This window comes from Deltaproteobacteria bacterium (assembly GCA_011375175.1).
Lineage (GTDB): Bacteria > Desulfobacterota > GWC2-55-46 > GWC2-55-46 > DRME01 > DRME01.
In genome coordinates, this window is sequence record DRME01000049.1 from 1 (window position 1) to 17872 (window position 17872).

Genomic DNA, 17872 nt, shown 5'->3' on the forward strand with positions numbered 1-17872 from the left:
CCCTCCAAAAACTTTTAACGCCCTGCGGATCACCCCGATTTTGCTTGCAAAATCGGGGTGATCCGCAGGGAATTAAAAGTCTTTGAAGGGGGTCTGGGGGAAACTTTCTACAGAAAGTTTCCCCCAGCGTAATTAAAGGTTCCCTCAGAGGAGTGTATATATGGTGAAGTAGGCCCTCGTCTCGCCGCCTGCGGAAAGGCCTCTGGCCACTCCCGCTGCCGGTGTGATCCTGAGGCGGTAGCCCAGCGTCATGTCGAGTCTCGCCTCGATGCCCGCGCCGAACTTGAGCCGTGCGGAGGAGAAGCCCTCTTTTTTGTCCCACACCTCTCCGGCGTCGAGGAAGACGGCGCCGTGGAGTCTGTCCCAGAAGAAGGGCTTGGTGTTCCTGCCGCGCAGGATGTACCACAGCGGCGCCCTGTACTCGGCCGTGCCGGTCACGATATAGTCGCCCGTTTCCAGGCGCGGCGGATAGCCGCGAAGCGGGAAGTTCGAGACGCCGGGGTCGCCGCCGAGCTGGAAGGCCTGCTGCGTTATGCGCTCTCCGAAGGCCGCGCCTCCGGAGAGACGGAGATATATGACGTGGTGGCGCAGTGGTGCGAAGGGGGCGAGCACGTACTGCTCCAGCGAGCCCGACACCTCGGTCGAGTCCACGTCGCTGCCGGCGGCCCTGGAAAAACGCCTGTACTCGAGGCCTATCACCCGTCCTTCCTCGCGGCTTATGGAGTAGGGATAGCGCAGCGCGTCGTTGAACTCGAGAAAGAGGAAGACGTTGTTGCGCCTGCCCTCGAAGACGTTTATGCCGTCGAAGCGCCCGTGCGAGCCGGTGAGGGCCGACTGGCGGCGCAGCTCGTAGCCGGCCCCTATCCGCCAGTGCGACTCGATGAAGTTTACGGGCACCACGGCCCCGAAGGCCGCTCTCCGGTCGAGCTCGTAGAAGTCGCCGTGGCCGAAGAAATCGGAGTAGCGCACCGGCGAGGCCGAGGTCCTGACAAAGAGGGTGGGGTAGAGGTAGTCGTTGCGATAGGCGAAGTCGTGGTATAGCCTGCCGCTCGCCTCGCCGTAGTCGGCCCGTAGCATGTAGGTGTTGTAGCCGACCACGTCGGCGCCGGCCGTGAAGGCGCCGAGGAGCACGCCGTCGTGGTCGAAGCCCACGGTGGGGAGCCAGAAGCGCGGCGCCAGGGTGTCGGCCGGGCTGTAGGGGCGCGAGCCGGCGGCGAACGCCTCCTCCGGCCCCTTTCCCGGGCCGTCGTGCCGCCTCCCGGCCGCCGGCGCGCCGTTTCCCTTGCTCTCTGTCCATCTCTCCGGCTCGTAGGGCATCCTTGCAAGGTGGAAGCCCCGCGAGTCGTAGCTTGAGAAGACTATCTCCGTGCCGTCGGGCGAGGGCTCGGGATAGAAGGCGCCGCCCACGACGTTTGTCACCTGAAGCCTCTCAGCCCGCTCGAAGGAGTAGGCGTGGATGTTGTACACGCCCGTCTCGTCCGACGAGTAGAGCAGGTACGAGCCGTCGGCCGTGAAGGCCGGGTGAATGTAGGAGTGCGGACCGTAGACGAGCCTTGCGATGGTGCGCGAGGCGAGGTCGTAGAGGTAGAGGCCGCTTTGCCCCTCGTTGTCCCTCATGGAAAAGGCCACGGCCCGGCCGCTCGGCGAAAAGCGGGGACCGTCGATACGGAGGAACTCGAAAGACGTGAGCCGCTCGATCTCCGCAGCGGCGCCTTCCCCTGCGCCCGGTCTTACGAGCGCGAGGTTCTGGCTTCCCCGCGAGGTGACTACACAGGCGAAGAGCCGGCCGTCGGGCGAGACGTCGCACTCCTTGAGCCTCTGTCCCCTGGTGAGCCGCCGCGTCCTTGCGCTGGCGACCTCCACGCTCCAGAGGTCCTGGTAGACGTCGAAGCCCGCAACGATCTCGGCCTGGCTGAAGTAGATGCGCTCGCCGTCGGGGGACCAGCTCACGGCGCCGTCCGAGGGCAGCAGCCGTGCCGCGCGGCGGGGGTTGGCGCCGTCGAAGCCGGCCACCATGACGTAGTCGTGCTCGTGGGGGTCGCGCCGCGTGTAGGCGAGCTGCGCGCCGTCGGGCGAGAAGCGCGGGTGAAGGAGCGCCTCGCCGTCGGGGGGCAGCGCGCTGACGGGCGTGAGGCCCCGCGCCCGGATCTCTCTTATGCGGCGGCGCTGGCGCGCCTTGAGCTCGTCCACCATCTCTTCGTAGAGAAGCGGATAGTTCTTTCCCGACAGAAGCCGCCTGGGCGCGCCGTTGAGGAAGAAGGGGAAGCGTCCCGAGTGGGCTATGGAGAGCCTGCCGGCCGTGGTTTCGCCGTAGCGGCCGGCGAGGTGGGAGAAGAGCTCCATGCCGAAGAGGTAGGGCGCCGCGCCGCCGGGCCACGAGGGAACCTCTCCGTTTATCCCGTCGATGGAGGGAATGCGGCCGTCATGGACGGCCATCCTGAGCATCATGTCGTAGTAGGAGCCGCCGCCGCGGCCGTAGCCTGTATAGTGCGTCTCGGCCCACGTGGCCACACCTTCGTGCCACCAGCGCGGCAGCATCAGGTTGGGCGGAGCGGTCAGAACGAAGGCGCCGAAGAGCAGGGGATCGGCTGCAGGCACGGGCCTGCCGAAGACCTTCCTCATGGCCCCCCAGAAGCCCCGCACCGGTTCGAGCGTGAACACATGGGCGAGCTCGTGGACGACTATGAGCTCGAGCCAGTCGCCGTACTCCCCTATGGGGCGGTCCTGGAGCGGCGGTACGGTGTTTATGTATATGGCGCTGTAGGGGACGACCGAGGCCGTGCCGCCGGCGAAGTCGGAGCCGTCGGTGAGGACGATGTGTATCCTCTCCTTCGGCGTCCACAGGAAGTCGCGGCTCATCTCGGAGAAGCGGGACTCGGCCACGGCCGCGGCGCGCCGGGCGAGTCTTTCGAGCCCCTGGTGGAAGTGCACCGCGAAGTGCTCGGTCTCGATGGTCCTGAAACGGAAGGACGTATCGAACGTTGCGCACCGGGCCGTCGGGACCGCGAGGACGACGCCGAGAAAGATCGGGACGCAGAACGCGATTACACGCACCAAGGACGGCGGCTTCCGGCGGCGATGCTGTTGCGGCATCCCAGGCTGACCCCTTGACGGAAGATACCGGTGAGGCGGCGACATGCCACGTCCGCCCCGCAGGGGAGTCCCTCACGGGACCCCTCGTCCATTTTAGTTGCAAAAGAGGTTCCAGTCAATCTCGGCTTGCGAAGTCTCCCCCGCAAGGAGGGTCGGACGAGAAAGGGCGGTGAATATCACCGCCCTTATCTCGCCGGGGGCATCCCCCCTCTCATCTCCCGAAGGCAGAGCGCTCAGCCGCCGTCACGCATAGACCCGGTCTGCGAGTATGGTGTCCAGGTCCTTGCGCGCCTCGTCGATGGCCGAGATGTTGAAGCGCTCGACGAGCACCTCGACGACCTTGGGCGTAAGGAACGCCGGAAGTGAAGGGCCGATCTTTATGTTCCTTATGCCGAGATGGAGCAAGGTGAGCAGAACGGCGACGGCCTTCTGCTCGTACCAGGAGATGACGAGAGAGAGCGGCAACTGGTTGACGTCGCAGCCGAAGGCCTCGGCCAGGGCCGAGGCGACCTTTATGGCCGAGTAGGCGTCGTTGCACTGCCCCATGTCCAGGAGTCTCGGTATGCCGTCTATTTCGCCGAAGTCGAGCCTGTTGAAGCGGAACTTGCCGCAGGCGAGCGTGAGGATGACGCAGTCGTCGGGCACGTTCTCGGCGAACTCCGTGTAGTAGTTGCGCCCGCTCTTCTGGCCGTCGCAGCCGCCGATGAGGAAGAAACGCCGTATGGCGCCGCTCTTGACGGCCTCGACGATCCTGTCGGCCTCGGAGAGGACGGCCCTGTGGCCGAAACCCACGGTTATGTACTCCTCGGCTCCGTCCTCGGCGAAGCCCGGCGCGGCCAGGGCCGCCTCGATGGCCGGCGTGAAGTCGCGGCCCTCGATGTGCTCCACCCCGGGCCAGGCGACGGGACCGGTCGTGAAGAGTCTGGCCTTGTAGCTCTCGCGCGGCGGCTGGAGGCAGTTGGTGGTCATCACTATGGCGCCGGGGAAGGCCTCGAAGTCGCGGCGCTGCTCGTGCCAGCTGCCGCCGTAGTTGCCGGCCAGGTGCCCGTACTTCCTCAGCCCCTCGTAGCCGTGGGCCGGGAGCATCTCCACGTGGGTGTAGACGTTTATCCCCTTGCCCTCGGTCTGCTTCAGTATATCCTCCAGGTCCCTGAGGTCGTGCCCCGATACGAGAAGGGCCTTGCCCTTCACAGGGGTAACGCGTACCCTCGTCGGCGAGGGGTCGCCGTATGCGCCGGTGTTGGCCCCGTCGAGAAGCTCCATCACCTTCAGGTTGAGCTCTCCGACGGCGAGGTTCCTTTCGAGGAGCTCTTCCATGGAGACCTTCTCCCTGGTCAGGAAGTCGAGGGCCTCGTGGAAGCGGCCGTAGACGCCGTCGTCCTCGCGGCCCAGGTTGGCGGCGTGGCAGGCGTAAGCGGCCGTGCCCTTGAGGCCGTAAAGGAGAAGCTCCTTGAGCCCCGCGAGGTCGGCTCCGATGCGCATCTTCTCCACGGCCACCGAGACCTCGATCCCCTGCTCCACGAGCGAGCCCCTGTCGGCCGCCGGCCTCCAGGCGGCAGGGCCGGAGAGTTCCTCGGCCTTCACACCCTCAAGCCTGCAGGCCTCCTCGTAGAGGACCTTCGCCCTGTCCCTGAGCTCGGCCGCCCGGCGGACCATGGCCACGAAACTCTCGGCATCGAAGTCCACGTTGGTGACCGTCTTGAAGAGGGCCTTGACGATGAAACGATCTATCTCGGCGTCGCGCCTTCCGAGAAGGCCGGCCCTGTGGCCGTACATGGCCACCCCCTTGACGGCATGGATGAGAAGGTCCTGGAGCGCCGCCGTCTCGGCGTCCTTTCCGCACACACCCTTGACTTCACAACCCGTACCCTTGGCAGCCTCTTCACACTGGTAACAAAACATCTCCACGTTCAGCACTCCTCTCTTTCCTGTTGTCTTTAGAAGTCGAAAAAAGGAGGCCGCCCGCGCGGCCTCCAAGCCCTCCGACACCGCACCGAGACGGTCCCGAATCGAAAACAATTGTACCGGCCCCTTGCTCCACCCTCCATGACTTTTGTCAGTTCAGAACACTTTTAAGGAAGCTCTGATTAATTGCGCTGGGGGAAACTTTCTGTAGAAAGTTTCCCCCAGACCCCCTTCAAAGACTTTCAATACGAGTTGGGTTCCCCCTGTTTTGCCTGGCAAAACAGGGGGAAACCAACTCGCGTTAAAAGTTTTTGGAGGGAGTCTGAGGGAACCTTTTTACAAAAAGGTTCCCTCAGGGCAATTAATCAGAGCTTCCTTAAAAGGTGGATCGGTCAAATGGCTTGCAAGGGAGGCGTCTTTTTGCTAACGTCTTCTTTATGGCCGACGAGAGACTCAAGGTGCTTTTTGCATCGCCCGAGGCCGTGCCTTTTGCAAAGACCGGGGGGCTTGCCGACGTGGCGGGCGCGCTTCCGGCGGCGCTCGCGGCGCAGGGTGCGGATGTGACGCTCATCATGCCCTTCTACAGGCAGACGATGGAGAAGGGGCTCGAGCTCACGGAGGTTGAGATCGATGCGTCGGTTGGGCTCGGGCCGAGGGAGCTTGATGTCCGGGTCCTGGAGTACGGGCACCGGGGGGTTCGGGTTCTCTTCATAAGGAGGGACGAGTTCTACGACCGCGGCAGTCTCTACGGCACCCCTGACGGCGACTACTTCGACAACCTCGAGCGTTTCGTCTTTTTTTCGAGGGCCGTCGTCGAGACGGCGCGGGCCCTGGGACTGCGGCCCGACATATTCCATCTCAACGACTGGCAGACCGGTCTCGTTCCGGCCTTCTTGAAGGATTCCGGCGGCTCCGACTTTCCCGGCGCGGCCACGGTCTTCACCATCCACAATATCGCCTACCAGGGGCTCTTTCCCCCGTCACTCTTCCACCTCACCGGTCTCGACGCGGGTTTCTTCCATCCCGACAGGCTCGAGTTCTGGGGCAGGCTCAACCTCCTCAAGGGCGGCATCGTCCTCTCCGACGCCGTCACCACCGTGAGCGAGGCATACAGCCGCGAGATACAGACCGAGGAGTTCGGCTGCGGTCTCGAAGGGGTGCTGCGCGCCCGTTCAAAAGACCTCTACGGCGTGCTCAACGGCGTCGACTACTCGGTGTGGGATCCGTCGAACGACGAGAAGATAGCGGCCCGCTACTCGGCCTCCGACCTATCGGGAAAGGAGAAGTGCAAGGCGGATCTCCTCGGGGAGTACGCCATCGACGCACCGTTAGAGACCCCGCTCATAGGGATCATATCGAGGCTGACGGATCAGAAGGGTTTCGACATACTGGCCGAGGCCATGGACGAGCTGATGGCCATGGAGCTGGCCATGGTCGTGCTCGGAACGGGTGAGAGGAGATACCAGGAGCTCTTCACCGAGCTCGCCTCGCGCCACCGCGGCCGCCTGGGCGTGAAGATCGCCTACGACGACACGCTCGCCCACAAGATCGAGGCCGGCTGCGACATGTTCCTCATGCCCTCGCGCTACGAGCCCTGCGGGCTCAACCAGATATACAGCCTCCGCTACGGCACCATACCGATCGTGCGCGCAACGGGCGGCCTCGACGACACAATCCGCGACTACGACACGGGCGCGGGTAACGGCTTCAAGTTCACCGACTACACGGCCAGGGCCCTCGTGGAAAAGGTGAAGGAGGCGATCTGGGTCTACGGTTACAAGGAGGCCTGGCGGGAGCTGCAGGCAAGGGCCATGCGCGAAGACTTCTCCTGGGAACGCTCGGCCGCCCGGTACATGGAAATCTACCGCCGAACCCTCGCCGGAAAGAAAGCCCTTTCTTGAAGGAGCACCCGCCCGGAAGCTCCTATGCCCTCTTTTCAGCGCGGCCCCCTTCGAGCGGTCTTCAGCCGACGAGGGCCTCGACGGCCCTGCTCACCTCGGTGATGGAGACGCCCGTTTCCATGCAGTAGCCGTTGGGTCTTTCGTTTATTATGGCGAGCACGGGCAGGGGATAGGCGTCCTGTATGCCGCTTGTCAGGTCCCGTTCGCAGGCCACGGCGACGACGACCGAGGGGCGGTTCTCTTTCACCTTCTTTCTCGCCACCGTGCCGCCGGTGGCTACGAAGAGGTCCACGCCGTAGCGGGTTGACAGGCCGATGAGCGCGCCGATCTCGCACTTGCCGCAGCCCACGCAGTTTCTGACGTTGCGGGTGACCTTTATCTTGCAGTCGTCGTACTGGATGCAGTGGGGCATGAGGATGAGGATGCGTTCGGGGCGGACGCGGCCCCGGCGGCGCACCATGTCGAGCACCATGCGGTTGTTGATGTCTATGAAGGCCTTTTCGATCTTTATCCTCGGAAGTCCGATGAGTCCTCCGGCCATGACCGACAGTGGCATGACGACCTTGACGAGCACCCAGCGGAAGCGGCTGGGGCTGACGGCGTCGCGGCCCGTCACCGCCGAGAACGCCATGACGGCCGTGCCGGTGAGGATGAAGAGGGAGGCGGCGAGCACGACGGCGCCGAAGAGGGCCGGCAGCAAGGGGTGTATGTTGCCGAGCCCGTAGGAGGGCACGTACCAGACGAGCAAACCGCCGGCCGTGACGAGCAGGGCGCACAGCGCCATGAGCGCGCCGAGGAAACCCCGGCCCGGCGCGTAGCCGATGGTGTCGCCCGTGGGCTCGCTGTTTTTAACCCTGCGGGCCGCCGAGTCTTTCACCTGCCTTCACCTTCCGTCCCCTGAGAAATTCCGACGTGTCCATGCACTTTCTGTTCTCGGCCTGGAGCCTCGTTATGAGGTAGGTGCCCTCGCCCGTGGCGACCTCGATGGCGTCGTCCGTCACGGCGACGATCTCTCCCGGCGCGGCCCCCTTAGCCTCACGGCCGCCCGTCCTGCCGGCGTGGATCTTGAGGATGCGGCCGCCGAGGGTGGTGAAGGCGCCGGGCCGGGGGCTCAATCCCCGGACGCGGTCTGCGATGACGCGGGCGGGCAGGGACCAGTCGATGCGGCTTTCTTCCCTGGTGAGCATGGGCGCGTAGGTGGCCCTCGAGTGGTCCTGGGGCACGGGCTTGAGCCCGCCGCTGGCGAGGGCGCCGACGGTCTCGCAGAGGAGCTTTGCGCCGAGGGCGGCGAGCCTGCGGGCCAGCTCTCCCGCCGTCTCCTCCTCTCCTATATCCACCTCGCGCTGGAGCAGGACGGGGCCCGTGTCCATGCCCTCGTCCATGAGCATGGTGGTGACCCCCGTGCGGCGCTCTCCGTTCATGACGGCGCGGTTTATGGGGGCCGCCCCCCTGTAGGCCGGGAGCAGCGAGGCGTGGACGTTCACGCAGCCGAGCCTCGGGAGCTCGATGACGGCGGGAGGGAGTATCTTTCCGTAGGCCACGACGGCGATGAGGTCGGGCGCCGCCGCCCTCAGCCTCTCAAGGAAGGCTTCGTCGCGCAGGCGCAGCGGCTGCCAGACCTCGACGCCCCGGCGGCGCGCCGCCTCCTTGACGGGCGGAGGCTTGGGTGTGCGTCCCCGCCCCCTGGGCCTGTCGGCCTGCGTGACCGCCGCGACGACGCTGTGACCGGCGTCGCAGAGGGCCTCGAAGCTCGGCACGGCGAACTCGGGCGTGCCCATGAAGACTATCTTAAGGGAGGGTGCTGCGCCTTGTCGCACGGGCGGCGTCCTCCTGAAGGGAGTTTCCCCCTGGGTGACGGGAGTGATGGGAGCGCCGCTCAGCGCTCATCGGCCGAAGCCTCCGCACCGGGCCGCTGCGCCCGTCCTCCCTCGGCGGCCCGCTTTTTGAGCCGCCTCTTTATCATGTCGCGCCGCAGCCTGCTGAGCCTGTCGATGAAGACGACGCCGTCGAGGTGGTCCACCTCGTGCTGCAGGGCCACGGCGAGGAGGCCGTCGGCCTCCATGTCGATCTCGTTGCCGTCGAGGTCGAGACCCCGCAGGCGCACGCGCTCGGCCCTCCTCACCTCGGCCGTCTCGCCCGGCACGCTCAGACACCCCTCTTCGGACTTTATGGAGCCCCGGGCCTCGACGATCTCTGGATTCACCACGGCCATGGCGTTTGCGCCGGGTCCGCCCTTCCCCCCCTCGTCGTCTCCGGCGGGCACGTCGAGCACGATGAGGCGCCTGTCCGCACCGACCTGCGTGGCGGCAAGCCCTATGCCCCTGGCGGCGTACATGGTCTCGAACATGTCGGCCGCAAGGCTTCTGATCTCGTCGTCGATCTCCGTTACCGCGGCGGCCTTGACCCGCAGAAAGGGATGGGGGTATATGAGTATCTCCATTATCGCCATAGCCGGACTCGGCCGGGACAACCGCGGCCTCACTGGCCTTCTTCGGAAGCTCCCGCCGGTGATTTGCCTTGCAGGCGCCCCCGTTGCTGCGCTCTCCGGGAGGGGCGGGCCGCAAAGGCGTAAAAAAATCCCGCCTGGCGCGGCCCGTCCCCCCCGGAGAGCGCAGTAAGGTATGCTTCATCAATAATTATAACGCAAAACGACGCCTTTCTTAAGGGAAAAAGGGCTTTTTTCGCCTTTTTGTCGTATCCCGGTCCTCAGAGTGTCGAGGCCGGGTCCATGTCCACGGTCATGGTCGCTCCCGTGCGCCCGGCGTCAAACGCCCTCTTGAGGGCGCGCAGCAGGGCGATGAGCTCGCCCGTTCGGGCGGCCTTGACTATCATCTGCCGCCTGTAGCGGCCCCTGAGTCTTTCGATGGCCGCGGGGACCGGACCGAGCACGGTCGTCCGGCGGCGAAGCCCGGCGGGGAGGCCGTCGGCGACGGAGCGCAGCAGCTCGGCGGCGGCGGCCGCGGCCTCGGCCCGCTTCGCCTCGACGGTGATGTTTGCGAGCCGCACGAAGGGGGGGTAGCCCGCCTCGCGGCGCAGTCGCAGCTCCTCTTCGACGAAGGCGTCGTAGTCGTGGGTCCTTGCTGCCCGGAGGCAGAAGTGGTCGGGCCAGAGCGTCTGGACGAGGACGCGGGCCGGCCGCTCTCCGCGTCCCGCCCGTCCCGCCGCCTGGGTTATGAGCTGGAAGGTCCTCTCGGCGGCCCTGAAGTCGGGGAGGCCCAGCGAGGTGTCGCCCGAGATGACGCCCACGAGCGTCATGCCCGGAAAGTGGTGTCCCTTGGAGACCATCTGGGTCCCGATGAGCACGTCGATACTGCCGTCGCAGACGGCGTCGATTATGCGCCGCGCCGACCCCTTGCGCCGCGTGGTGTCGCGGTCCATCCGCCCGATGCGCGCCCCCGGCAGGAGCTCGCGCACCTCCTGCTCCACCCGTTCGGTGCCGGCCGCAGGCTCTTCGAGCCGCGTGCCACGGCAGTCGGGACAGGCTTGCGGGACCGCTTCGGCGTGGTCGCAGTAGTGGCAGCGCAGAAGAGCGCGGCCCTTGTGGAAGGTGAGGGTGACCGAGCAGTTGACGCACCGGAAGGTGTGGCCGCAGTCCTTGCAGACGATGAACGAAGAGTAGCCCCGGCGGTTGAGCAAGAGCAGCGACTGGCCGCCGGAGGCGAGGTTTTCGGCGAGCAGACCGGCCAGTCTCGGCGATATGACCTCTTTTTTCCGGCCCCGCATGTCCTCGAGATCGACCTCCGGCAGCGGCCTTGCCCGGACCCGCTTTCTCAGGTACAGGGGCGTGAGTTTTCCCGTCATGGCGTTGTGGAAGGTCTCTACCGAGGGCGTGGCCGAGCCGAGCACCACGGCGGCGCCGAGGCGGCGTCCGAGCACGAGCGCGCAGTCGCGGGCGTTGTAGCGCACGCCCTCTTCCTGCTTGTACGACGCCTCGTGCTCCTCGTCCACTATTATGAGGCCCGTATCCCGCAGCGGCGCAAAGAGCGCGGAGCGCGCCCCCACGACGATGCGGGCCTCGCCGGAGAGTATCCTTCTCCACTGGTCGTAGCGCTCGCCCTCGGATAGCGCGCTGTGGAGCACGGCCACGACGCCGGGGAAGCGCTCGGAGAGAAAGGCGGCCGGCCAGGGTGTGAGCGCTATCTCGGGGACGAGGAATATGACGCCCCGCCCCCTGCGCACCGCCTCGTCCACGGCCTTCATGTAGACGAGCGTCTTGCCGCTTCCCGTCACCCCGTAGAGGAGGAAGGGCGAGTACCGGCCGCTTCGAAGCCCCCGCCGTATGGCCTCGACGGCGACGCGCTGTTCGTCGTTAGGCTCGTGGTCGAGGGCGCGGGGCGTTATGTCGTCGAGGGGGTCGCGCGCCACGCTTCGCTCCCTGCGCAGGAGAAGCCCCTTTTCCACGAGCCGTCTTACAGCGCCGTCCACGCTTCCGAGCTCTTCTCTCAGGCGCCGAAGGCTCATCTCGCCGCGGGAGCTCACGAGGGCGTAGACCTTCGCCTGCAGGGGAGAGCGCTTCGGCGAGGGCGGTGCGCCGGTGGAGACGGCCGCGACGAAGGGCTCGATGCGCTCGCGCGTGCCGCCGCTTACGACGACCTCTTCGCTGAGAAGCCCCTTTTTAACAAGCCTCGCAGCGGCGGCCGCCACGGCCGCCCCGCGAAAGCGCCTGGCAAGCGAGCCCATGGTCACGCCGCGGCGGGCCGCCTTCACTATGGCGGCCTCGACGCCGCTCAGGGCGGCGGCCGCGCCCTTCTCCGTCGTCGTGAAGCGGCGTATGCTCTTGAGGTTCACGGTGGCGGGATGGGTGAGCGAGAGGACCTCGCCCAGTGGCGCGAAGTAGTAGTCGGAGACCCAGCGGCAGAAGGAGTAGAGATCCTCGTCGAAGATCGGGGCCGGGTCGAGTATGTCGGCTATGGGCTTGACTCCCTCGACGGCGCAGCTACGCTTGAGGGCCACTATGTAGCCCGTAACCTTCCGGCGGCCCAGCGGCACGAGGGCGCGCTTTCCGAAAGAGGCCTGTTCGCTCAGCGCCGGCGGGACGGCGTAGGTGAAGGGGCCCTCCACGGGCAGGTCGACCACCACGTCGGCGAAGAGGTCCATGGGCCTTCCAGCCTCGCCCGGCGGCCTCAAGCGCCGGCGCTGACGCACCCGCCGGGCCGCCGTCTCCTGCTCAGTCCTCTACCCACTTGCCCCCGTAGTCGTCGATGTCGGTGGATATCTGGTCCTCGAAGCGGGTGTACTCGTTCATGAAGGTGAGAAAGACCGTGCCGGTGGGGCCGTTTCGCTGCTTTTCTATGATGATCTCGGCCGTGCGGTCCTCCCTTGCGCCGCAGGCGCAATCCTCGTCCTTGGGGCACTTGCAGTAGACGGCCTTCCTGTAGACGAACATTACCACGTCGGCGTCCTGCTCGATGGCCCCGGATTCGCGCAGGTCGGCGAGCCTGGGCCGTTTGTCCTCGCGCCGCTCCGTCTCGCGCGAGAGCTGCGAGAGGGCCACCACCGGGATGTCGAGCTCCTTGGCCAGGGCCTTGAGCGAGCGCGATATCTCCGATATCTCCTGCTCGCGGCTGTCGGCCCTGCCCCTGCCCCTGGCAAGCTGCAGATAGTCCACGACGAGCAGACCGAGGTCCACCTCGCTCTTGAGCCTCCTTGCCTTGGCGCGCATCTGGAGCACCGTCTGGGCCGGAGTGTCGTCTATGTAGATGGGCGCTTCGTAGAGGGGGCCGAGGCCGAGGGTGAGCCTGCCCCAGTCCTCCTCCTTGAGCGCGCCGGTGCGTATGCGCTTCATGTCGACCCTCGAGCGGGTGGCGAGCATGCGCTGGACGAGCTGTTCCTTGCTCATCTCCAGCGAGAATATGGCGGCCGGCACCTTGTCCTCTATGGCGGCGTTCATGGCTATGTTGAGCGCAAAGGCCGTCTTGCCCATGCTGGGACGGCCGGCGATGATCACCAGGTCCGAGGCCTGGAGCCCGGCGGTGAGCGAGTCGAGGTCGTGGAAGCCCGTGGCCACGCCCGTTATGTGGGATTTCTTCTCGTAGAGCTGCTCGATGGTCTCGAAGGTGTCCTTCACGATATCGCGCAGCGCGAAGAAGGCCTTCTTCGTCTTCGACTGCGAGACCTCGAAGATGAGGCGCTCGGCGTCGTCGATGTAGTCGTCCACCGACTCCACGCCCTCGTAGCCGCGCCCCACTATCTCGGTGGCCGAGGCGATGATGCGGCGCACCAAGGCCCTGTCCTTCACTATCTTGGCGTAGTAGGAGATGTTGGCGGCCGTGGGCGTGGACTCTACGACGTCGGCCATGTAGGAGATGCCGCCCACGGGGTCGAGGGCGTCGGAGTCCTTGAAGGCGTCGGCCAGGGTGACGATGTCCACGGGCATCCCCTTTTCCGAGAGGCCGACCATGGTGCGGAAGATGAGCCCGTGCACGTCGTTGTAGAAGTCCGAGCCGTCGGGCGCGAGTATCTCCATCGCCTTGTTTATGGCGTTCTTTTCGAGGAGCACGGCGCCGAGCACCGACTGCTCGGCCTCCATGTTGTGCGGAGGGACCCGCTGGAGCCCCTCCTCGCCGACGACACCGGCGCTTGCTTGTCTCGCCATGAGGAGACTCCCTTTTGCGTTGCGGGGGATTTGGCTGCGGTGAAAAGAATCGGCGGCGGACCTGCGAAGCGGTCCGCCGCCGGTGGAGTCCTGCGGTGCGGGCGGCGGTTACTCTTCCCTCGAGACCGTCACCTTGAGCCGGGCCGTCACGTCGTGGTGGAGCCTTACGCCGACCGTGTACTCGCCGATGGCCTTTATGGGCTCGTCGAGCTGTATCCTCTTGCGTTCGATCTCGAAGCCCCTTTCCCGGAGGGCCGACTCGATGTCCATGGTCGTCACCGAGCCGAAGGTCCTGTCGTCCTCTCCGGCGCGGCGTCTGAACTCGAGGCCCTGTTCCTCGAGGGCGGCGGCCAGGGTCTCGGCGTCGGTCCTCAGCTTACTGGCCTTTCTGAGCAGCGACTCCTTCTCGGCCTCGAACTGGTTGCGGTTCGCCCTCGTGGCCTGCACGGCCAGTCCCTTGGGTATGAGGTAGTTGCGGGCGTAGCCCGGCGCCACCTTCACAACGTCGCCGAGGTCTCCGAGCGACGGTATCCTTTCCTTGAGGATTATCTCCATTGTGAGTCGTCTCCCTCGAATCGTCGGTTTATATGCTCGTCGTCGTAAATGGCAGGATGGCGATGTTGCGCGCCCGTTTTATGGCCTGGCTCACCTTGCGCTGGTGTGCGGCGCAGTTGCCGCTCACCCTGCGGGGCGTTATCTTGCCGCGCTCGGTTATGTAGGGTCTGAGCGCCTTGGCGTCCTTGTAGTCTATCTTTATCTCCGGGTTGGTGCAGAAGCGGCAGACCTTGCGCCTGTGGTAACCCCTGCGCGGTCCGCCGTGGTAGCGGCCGCCGGGCCGTCCTCCGCGGCCGTCCCTGCTCTCTCTCTCCCTTGCGTTGCTCATCTCTCGCCTCCTTCGTCGCCCGCGGCGGCCTCTTCCCCGGCCGTCCCGCTCTCTTCACCGGCCTGCTCCCGCGCCGGCGTCCCGCCGCCGGCCTCGCCGCCGGTATCGGTCCCGGTCTCGGCCCCGGCGGCCTGCGCGGCCTCTCCCTCTTCCTGCTCCTTCGGGGGCTGGGGACCCTCGCCCTTTTCAAGCCTCACCGTCTGGAGCCGCAGCACCGTCTCGTCGAGCTTGAGCGAGCGTTCCAGGTCCTTCACGGTGGCGGCGCCGCCGCTGTAGCAGATATAGAAGTAGTAACCCTCTTTCTTCTTCCGGATCGGGTAGGCCAGCGTGCGCCTGCCCCACTCCTCGACGACCTCTACACGGCCGCCGCCGGAGCCGACAAGCTCCCTGCTCCTTGCCACCACAGCCTTGCAGCCCTCGTCACCCGCATCGGGGTCGACGATGGCTATGGTCTCGTACCTTCTCTCCATGGCTCTTTCTCTCCTTTCGGTTCCCCGGCTCCTGTGCGGCCGGGTTCGCCCCCTGGGGGCAAGGTCTTGAAGTCATGGGAAACCCTGAACTTTTCCGCGGCCGGGAACCTTTCCGCAGGAGGTCCCCAGGCTCCCCTGCACACGGGCAGGGACTTTCGATAACCTTCTGTTTATACAACAAGCGGGGCTTCAGATCAAGCGGAACTTTCGGGAGCGGAGGTGTGCGGGACGGCGGGGGCCGTGGGAGATGTGCGGCGGTCCCGAAGGCCGGGGCCCTCTTCTCTCAGGCCGTCCCTTCGGCGCCGGCCGGCTTCCCTGGCAGCCTGATCCTGAAGGTGGTGCCCCTGCCGGGAGCGGAATCGACCTCTATGGCGCCGCCGTGCTTTTTTATGATGCCGTACGATATGGACAGCCCCAGGCCCGTGCCCTTGCCAGGCGGCTTGGTGGTGTAGAAGGGATCGAATATCCTGTCGAGCTTTTCCGGGGCGATGCCGGAGCCGGTGTCGCTTATCTCGACGACCACGCCCGGGCCCTCGGCGTAGGTCTTTATCCGTATCTCGCCGCGGCCGTTTATGGCCTGGGCGGCGTTCATCAGGATGTTCATGAAGACCTGGTTGAGCTGCATGGGCAGGCATTCGATCTCCGGCACGTCCCCGTACTCCTTCACGACCTCGGCCCTGTACTTTATCTCGTTCCAGAGGATGTTGAGGGTTGTGTCGATGGCGGCGTTCACGTCGAGCATGCCGCGCTCCGAGTTGTCGGCCCTGGAGAAGGTCTTCATGTCGCGTACTATCTTGTATATGCGGTAGGCCCCTTCTATCGACTCGGCCACCAGGGTTTCTATGTCCTCCCTGACGAAGTCGAACTTCATCCGCTCCCTGGCCTTCCTGATCGGCGCGTCGTCGCAGAGGCCCTTTTCGGCGAGCCCGGAGACGACGTCGTCGTACTCGTCCAGGAGGCTCAGCATGTCGGCTATGTACTCGCGCAGGGTGCAGAGATTGCTGTTTATGAAGCCGATGGGGTTGTTTATCTCGTGGGCTATGCCGGCGGCAAGCTGGCCTATGGACGAGAGCTTCTCGGCCTGGAGGAGCTGGGACTGGGTTTCGCGGATCTCGCGGTTGGCCGCCTCGAGCTCGGCCGTCCTCCTGCTCACCATGCCCTCGAGGTTGCGGCTGTACTCCTCGAGCTGCTCCTTGGCCCGCTTCAGCTCCTCGGTCATGGTGGCGTTGTCTATGGCGATGGCGATCTGTCCGGCCAGCGTCACGAGGATATCCCTGTCGGTCTCGGTGAAGCAGGGGCCGGCGGTCTTGTTGATGACCTCTATGACGCCTATGATCCTCTCCTTGGCCACGAGGGGGACGGCTATGATCGAGCGTGTGGCGAAGCCCGTCTTTTCGTCCACGCCGGTGAAGAAGCGGCTGTCCTTCGAGGCGTCTTCGATGAGGAGGGGTTCGCAGCGGCTGAAGACCCAGCCGGCTATCCCCTGGTCCGTCCTGATGCGCACTTCCTTGACCTCGTCGCCCTTTTCGCCGAGCGCCACGGTGAAGGCGAGCTCGCCTGTGGCCTCGTCGTGGAGGAGTATGGAGCACGCCTCGGCGCCCATGACCGTCTTGGTGAGCTCCATGATCTCTTCAAGGAGCGTATCGAGCTCGAGTGTCGACGATATGGTGACGGCTATCTTCTCGAAGAGCTCGAGCGTTCTGACCCTGTCGGCCAGCTTCCTTACAAGCCGCGCGTTCTCGTTGACGAGCCTGCATCGCTCCATGGCCCTGCGCACCGAGTGGAGCAGCTCCGGCTCCCTGAGCGGTTTTCTTATGAAGTCGTAGGCCCCGGCCCTTATGGCCTCCACGGCCTTGTCCACCGTGGCGTAGGCGGTGATCACCATGACGGCGGTCGCCGGGCGGAGGGCGTTTATGCGGGGTATGAGCTCCAGGCCGCTCTGGCCCGGCATCACCACGTCCACGAGCACGGCGTCCACCTTCTCGTCGCCGACCACGGCCAGACCCTCCTCGGCGCCGGCGGCCGTGAAGACCCTGTAGCCGGCGTCGACGAGCATGTCGCGGGCCATCTCGCGGACGAGCCTGTCGTCGTCTATTACGAGGACCGTCTCCACCCCTGTCAGCCCTCCTCCTTGAGGATGTCGTCCAGTGTCTTGCCCTCGAACTCTTCCTCGTTGACGACGATGGAGCCGTCGTCCGTGCGCACCACGTTTGTTATGCCCGGGTGGCTCTCCTCGAGCTTCCTTATGATGTGCGCCTGCTTTTTCACCGTCCTGGTGAGGCGGCGGTTGGCGCGCATCAGGTCCAGGTAGTCGAGCGAGCGCTTCACCGTCTGGAGCAGTTCCTCGTTGTTCCAGGGCTTGGTGATGAACTTGTAGACCTCGCCCTTGTTTATGGCGTCCACGGCGGCGTCGAGGTCGGCGTATCCGGTCAGGATGATGCGTATCGTGTCGGGCGAGATCTCCCTGGCCCGCGACAGCAGCTCCACGCCGTCCGTCTCGGGCATCCTGTAGTCGGAGATGATGAGCGATACGTCGTTCTCCTCGAGGAGCTTGAGGGCGTTGCGTCCGCTCGTCGCGGTGAGCACCCTGAAGTCCTCGCGCCTGAAGAGCCGCACCAGCGAGCTGAGTATGCTCGCCTCGTCGTCGACGATAAGAAGCGTGTGCTTCATGGCAAGCCTCCTCCCTTGCTTCTCTTCGTTCGAGGAACCGCCCGCCGCTGGAGGATCCGGTCGTGGTAGGTCGAGGTGGGGTCGGTGGGGAAGCCGTCCCGAGAGACGGTCTCTTCAAGTGGCGTGTCCCGCTTACGCTCAGGAAGCTCCGATTAATTACCCTGGGGGAAACTTTCTGTAGAAAGTTTCCCCCAGACCCCCTTCAAAGATTTTTAATTCCCTGCGGTTCATCCCGATTTTGCTTGCAAAATCGGGATGAACCGCAGGGCGTTAAAAGTTTTTGGAGGGAGTCTGAGGGAACCGTGGGTCTGTGACCCGTGGGTCTATGACCCTTTACAAAAAGGTTCCCTCAGGG

13 protein-coding genes are annotated in these 17872 nt (G+C 65.3%); 1 reads left to right on the forward strand and 12 read right to left on the reverse strand.

The window, feature by feature from the left end; translation table 11 throughout:
* Window positions 1-144: 144 nt before the first annotated feature.
* Together ENJ37_03625 and ENJ37_03630 are read right to left on the reverse strand one after the other, a co-directional pair.
* Window positions 145-3054, reverse strand: a complete 2910-nt coding sequence (locus tag ENJ37_03625) for a peptidase S9 (protein ID HHL39576.1) — start codon at window positions 3052-3054, stop codon at window positions 145-147.
* 282 nt (window positions 3055-3336) lie between these two features.
* Window positions 3337-4995: a hydroxylamine reductase gene (locus ENJ37_03630; GenBank protein HHL39577.1), complete on the reverse strand. Its 1659-nt coding sequence runs from the start codon at window positions 4993-4995 to the stop codon at window positions 3337-3339.
* Window positions 4996-5435: 440 nt separating this feature from the next.
* On the opposite strand from ENJ37_03630, the gene glgA reads away from it, so the two are divergent.
* On the forward strand, window positions 5436-6899 hold the full coding sequence (glgA, locus tag ENJ37_03635; protein ID HHL39578.1) for a glycogen synthase GlgA: 1464 nt from the start codon (window positions 5436-5438) through the stop codon (window positions 6897-6899).
* A gap of 61 nt (window positions 6900-6960) precedes the next feature.
* Here the strand turns inward: glgA and ENJ37_03640 are convergent, their stop codons facing one another.
* From ENJ37_03640 to ENJ37_03685, 10 genes are all read right to left on the reverse strand, one after another.
* A complete protein-coding gene (locus ENJ37_03640) occupies window positions 6961-7776 on the reverse strand; it encodes a DUF116 domain-containing protein (protein HHL39579.1) in 816 nt (271 codons plus the stop codon).
* Window positions 7748-8677, reverse strand: a complete 930-nt coding sequence (locus tag ENJ37_03645) for a methionyl-tRNA formyltransferase (GenBank protein HHL39580.1) — start codon at window positions 8675-8677, stop codon at window positions 7748-7750. Before ENJ37_03645 ends, ENJ37_03640 begins: the two co-directional genes overlap by 29 nt.
* 98 nt (window positions 8678-8775) lie before the next feature.
* Complete coding sequence (def, locus tag ENJ37_03650; protein HHL39581.1) at window positions 8776-9348, reverse strand: peptide deformylase; 573 nt, start codon at window positions 9346-9348, stop codon at window positions 8776-8778.
* 257 nt (window positions 9349-9605) lie between these two features.
* Window positions 9606-11996 carry a primosomal protein N' gene (gene priA / locus ENJ37_03655; GenBank protein HHL39582.1) on the reverse strand — a complete coding sequence of 797 codons (2391 nt, stop codon included), beginning with the start codon at window positions 11994-11996 and terminating at the stop codon, window positions 9606-9608.
* A gap of 70 nt (window positions 11997-12066) precedes the next feature.
* Window positions 12067-13494 carry a replicative DNA helicase gene (gene dnaB, locus ENJ37_03660; GenBank protein ID HHL39583.1) on the reverse strand — a complete coding sequence of 476 codons (1428 nt, stop codon included), beginning with the start codon at window positions 13492-13494 and terminating at the stop codon, window positions 12067-12069.
* A gap of 108 nt (window positions 13495-13602) precedes the next feature.
* Window positions 13603-14049, reverse strand: a complete 447-nt coding sequence (locus ENJ37_03665) for a 50S ribosomal protein L9 (GenBank protein ID HHL39584.1) — start codon at window positions 14047-14049, stop codon at window positions 13603-13605.
* Between the two features lie 28 nt (window positions 14050-14077).
* Complete coding sequence (rpsR, locus tag ENJ37_03670; GenBank protein ID HHL39585.1) at window positions 14078-14377, reverse strand: 30S ribosomal protein S18; 300 nt, start codon at window positions 14375-14377, stop codon at window positions 14078-14080.
* Window positions 14374-14847 carry a 30S ribosomal protein S6 gene (gene rpsF / locus ENJ37_03675; protein ID HHL39586.1) on the reverse strand — a complete coding sequence of 158 codons (474 nt, stop codon included), beginning with the start codon at window positions 14845-14847 and terminating at the stop codon, window positions 14374-14376. The genes rpsR and rpsF overlap by 4 nt, the downstream gene beginning before the upstream one ends.
* Before the next feature lie 283 nt (window positions 14848-15130).
* The gene (locus tag ENJ37_03680) at window positions 15131-16960 is read right to left on the reverse strand and encodes a response regulator (protein ID HHL39587.1); all 1830 of its coding nucleotides are present in this window, start codon (window positions 16958-16960) and stop codon (window positions 15131-15133) included.
* A 5-nt stretch (window positions 16961-16965) separates the two neighbouring features.
* Window positions 16966-17517 (reverse strand): response regulator, encoded by a 552-nt coding sequence (locus tag ENJ37_03685; protein ID HHL39588.1) that lies wholly within the window; start codon window positions 17515-17517, stop codon window positions 16966-16968.
* Between the last annotated feature and the right edge of the window lie 355 nt (window positions 17518-17872).

Bases quoted from the DNA above. Each gene is read 5' to 3' on its own strand.
- ENJ37_03665 (HHL39584.1), bottom strand. From the start codon at position 14,049: ATGGAGATAATCCTCAAGGAAAGGATACCGTCGCTCGGAGACCTCGGC.
- glgA (HHL39578.1), top strand. From the start codon at position 5,436: ATGGCCGACGAGAGACTCAAGGTGCTTTTTGCATCGCCCGAGGCCGTG.
- rpsF (HHL39586.1), bottom strand. From the start codon at position 14,847: ATGGAGAGAAGGTACGAGACCATAGCCATCGTCGACCCCGATGCGGGT.
- priA (HHL39582.1), bottom strand. From the start codon at position 11,996: ATGGACCTCTTCGCCGACGTGGTGGTCGACCTGCCCGTGGAGGGCCCC.
- ENJ37_03645 (HHL39580.1), bottom strand. From the start codon at position 8,677: ATGGGCACGCCCGAGTTCGCCGTGCCGAGCTTCGAGGCCCTCTGCGAC.
- dnaB (HHL39583.1), bottom strand. From the start codon at position 13,494: ATGGCGAGACAAGCAAGCGCCGGTGTCGTCGGCGAGGAGGGGCTCCAG.
- def (HHL39581.1), bottom strand. From the start codon at position 9,348: ATGGCGATAATGGAGATACTCATATACCCCCATCCCTTTCTGCGGGTC.
- rpsR (HHL39585.1), bottom strand. From the start codon at position 14,377: ATGAGCAACGCAAGGGAGAGAGAGAGCAGGGACGGCCGCGGAGGACGG.
- ENJ37_03685 (HHL39588.1), bottom strand. From the start codon at position 17,517: ATGAAGCACACGCTTCTTATCGTCGACGACGAGGCGAGCATACTCAGC.
- ENJ37_03630 (HHL39577.1), bottom strand. From the start codon at position 4,995: ATGTTTTGTTACCAGTGTGAAGAGGCTGCCAAGGGTACGGGTTGTGAA.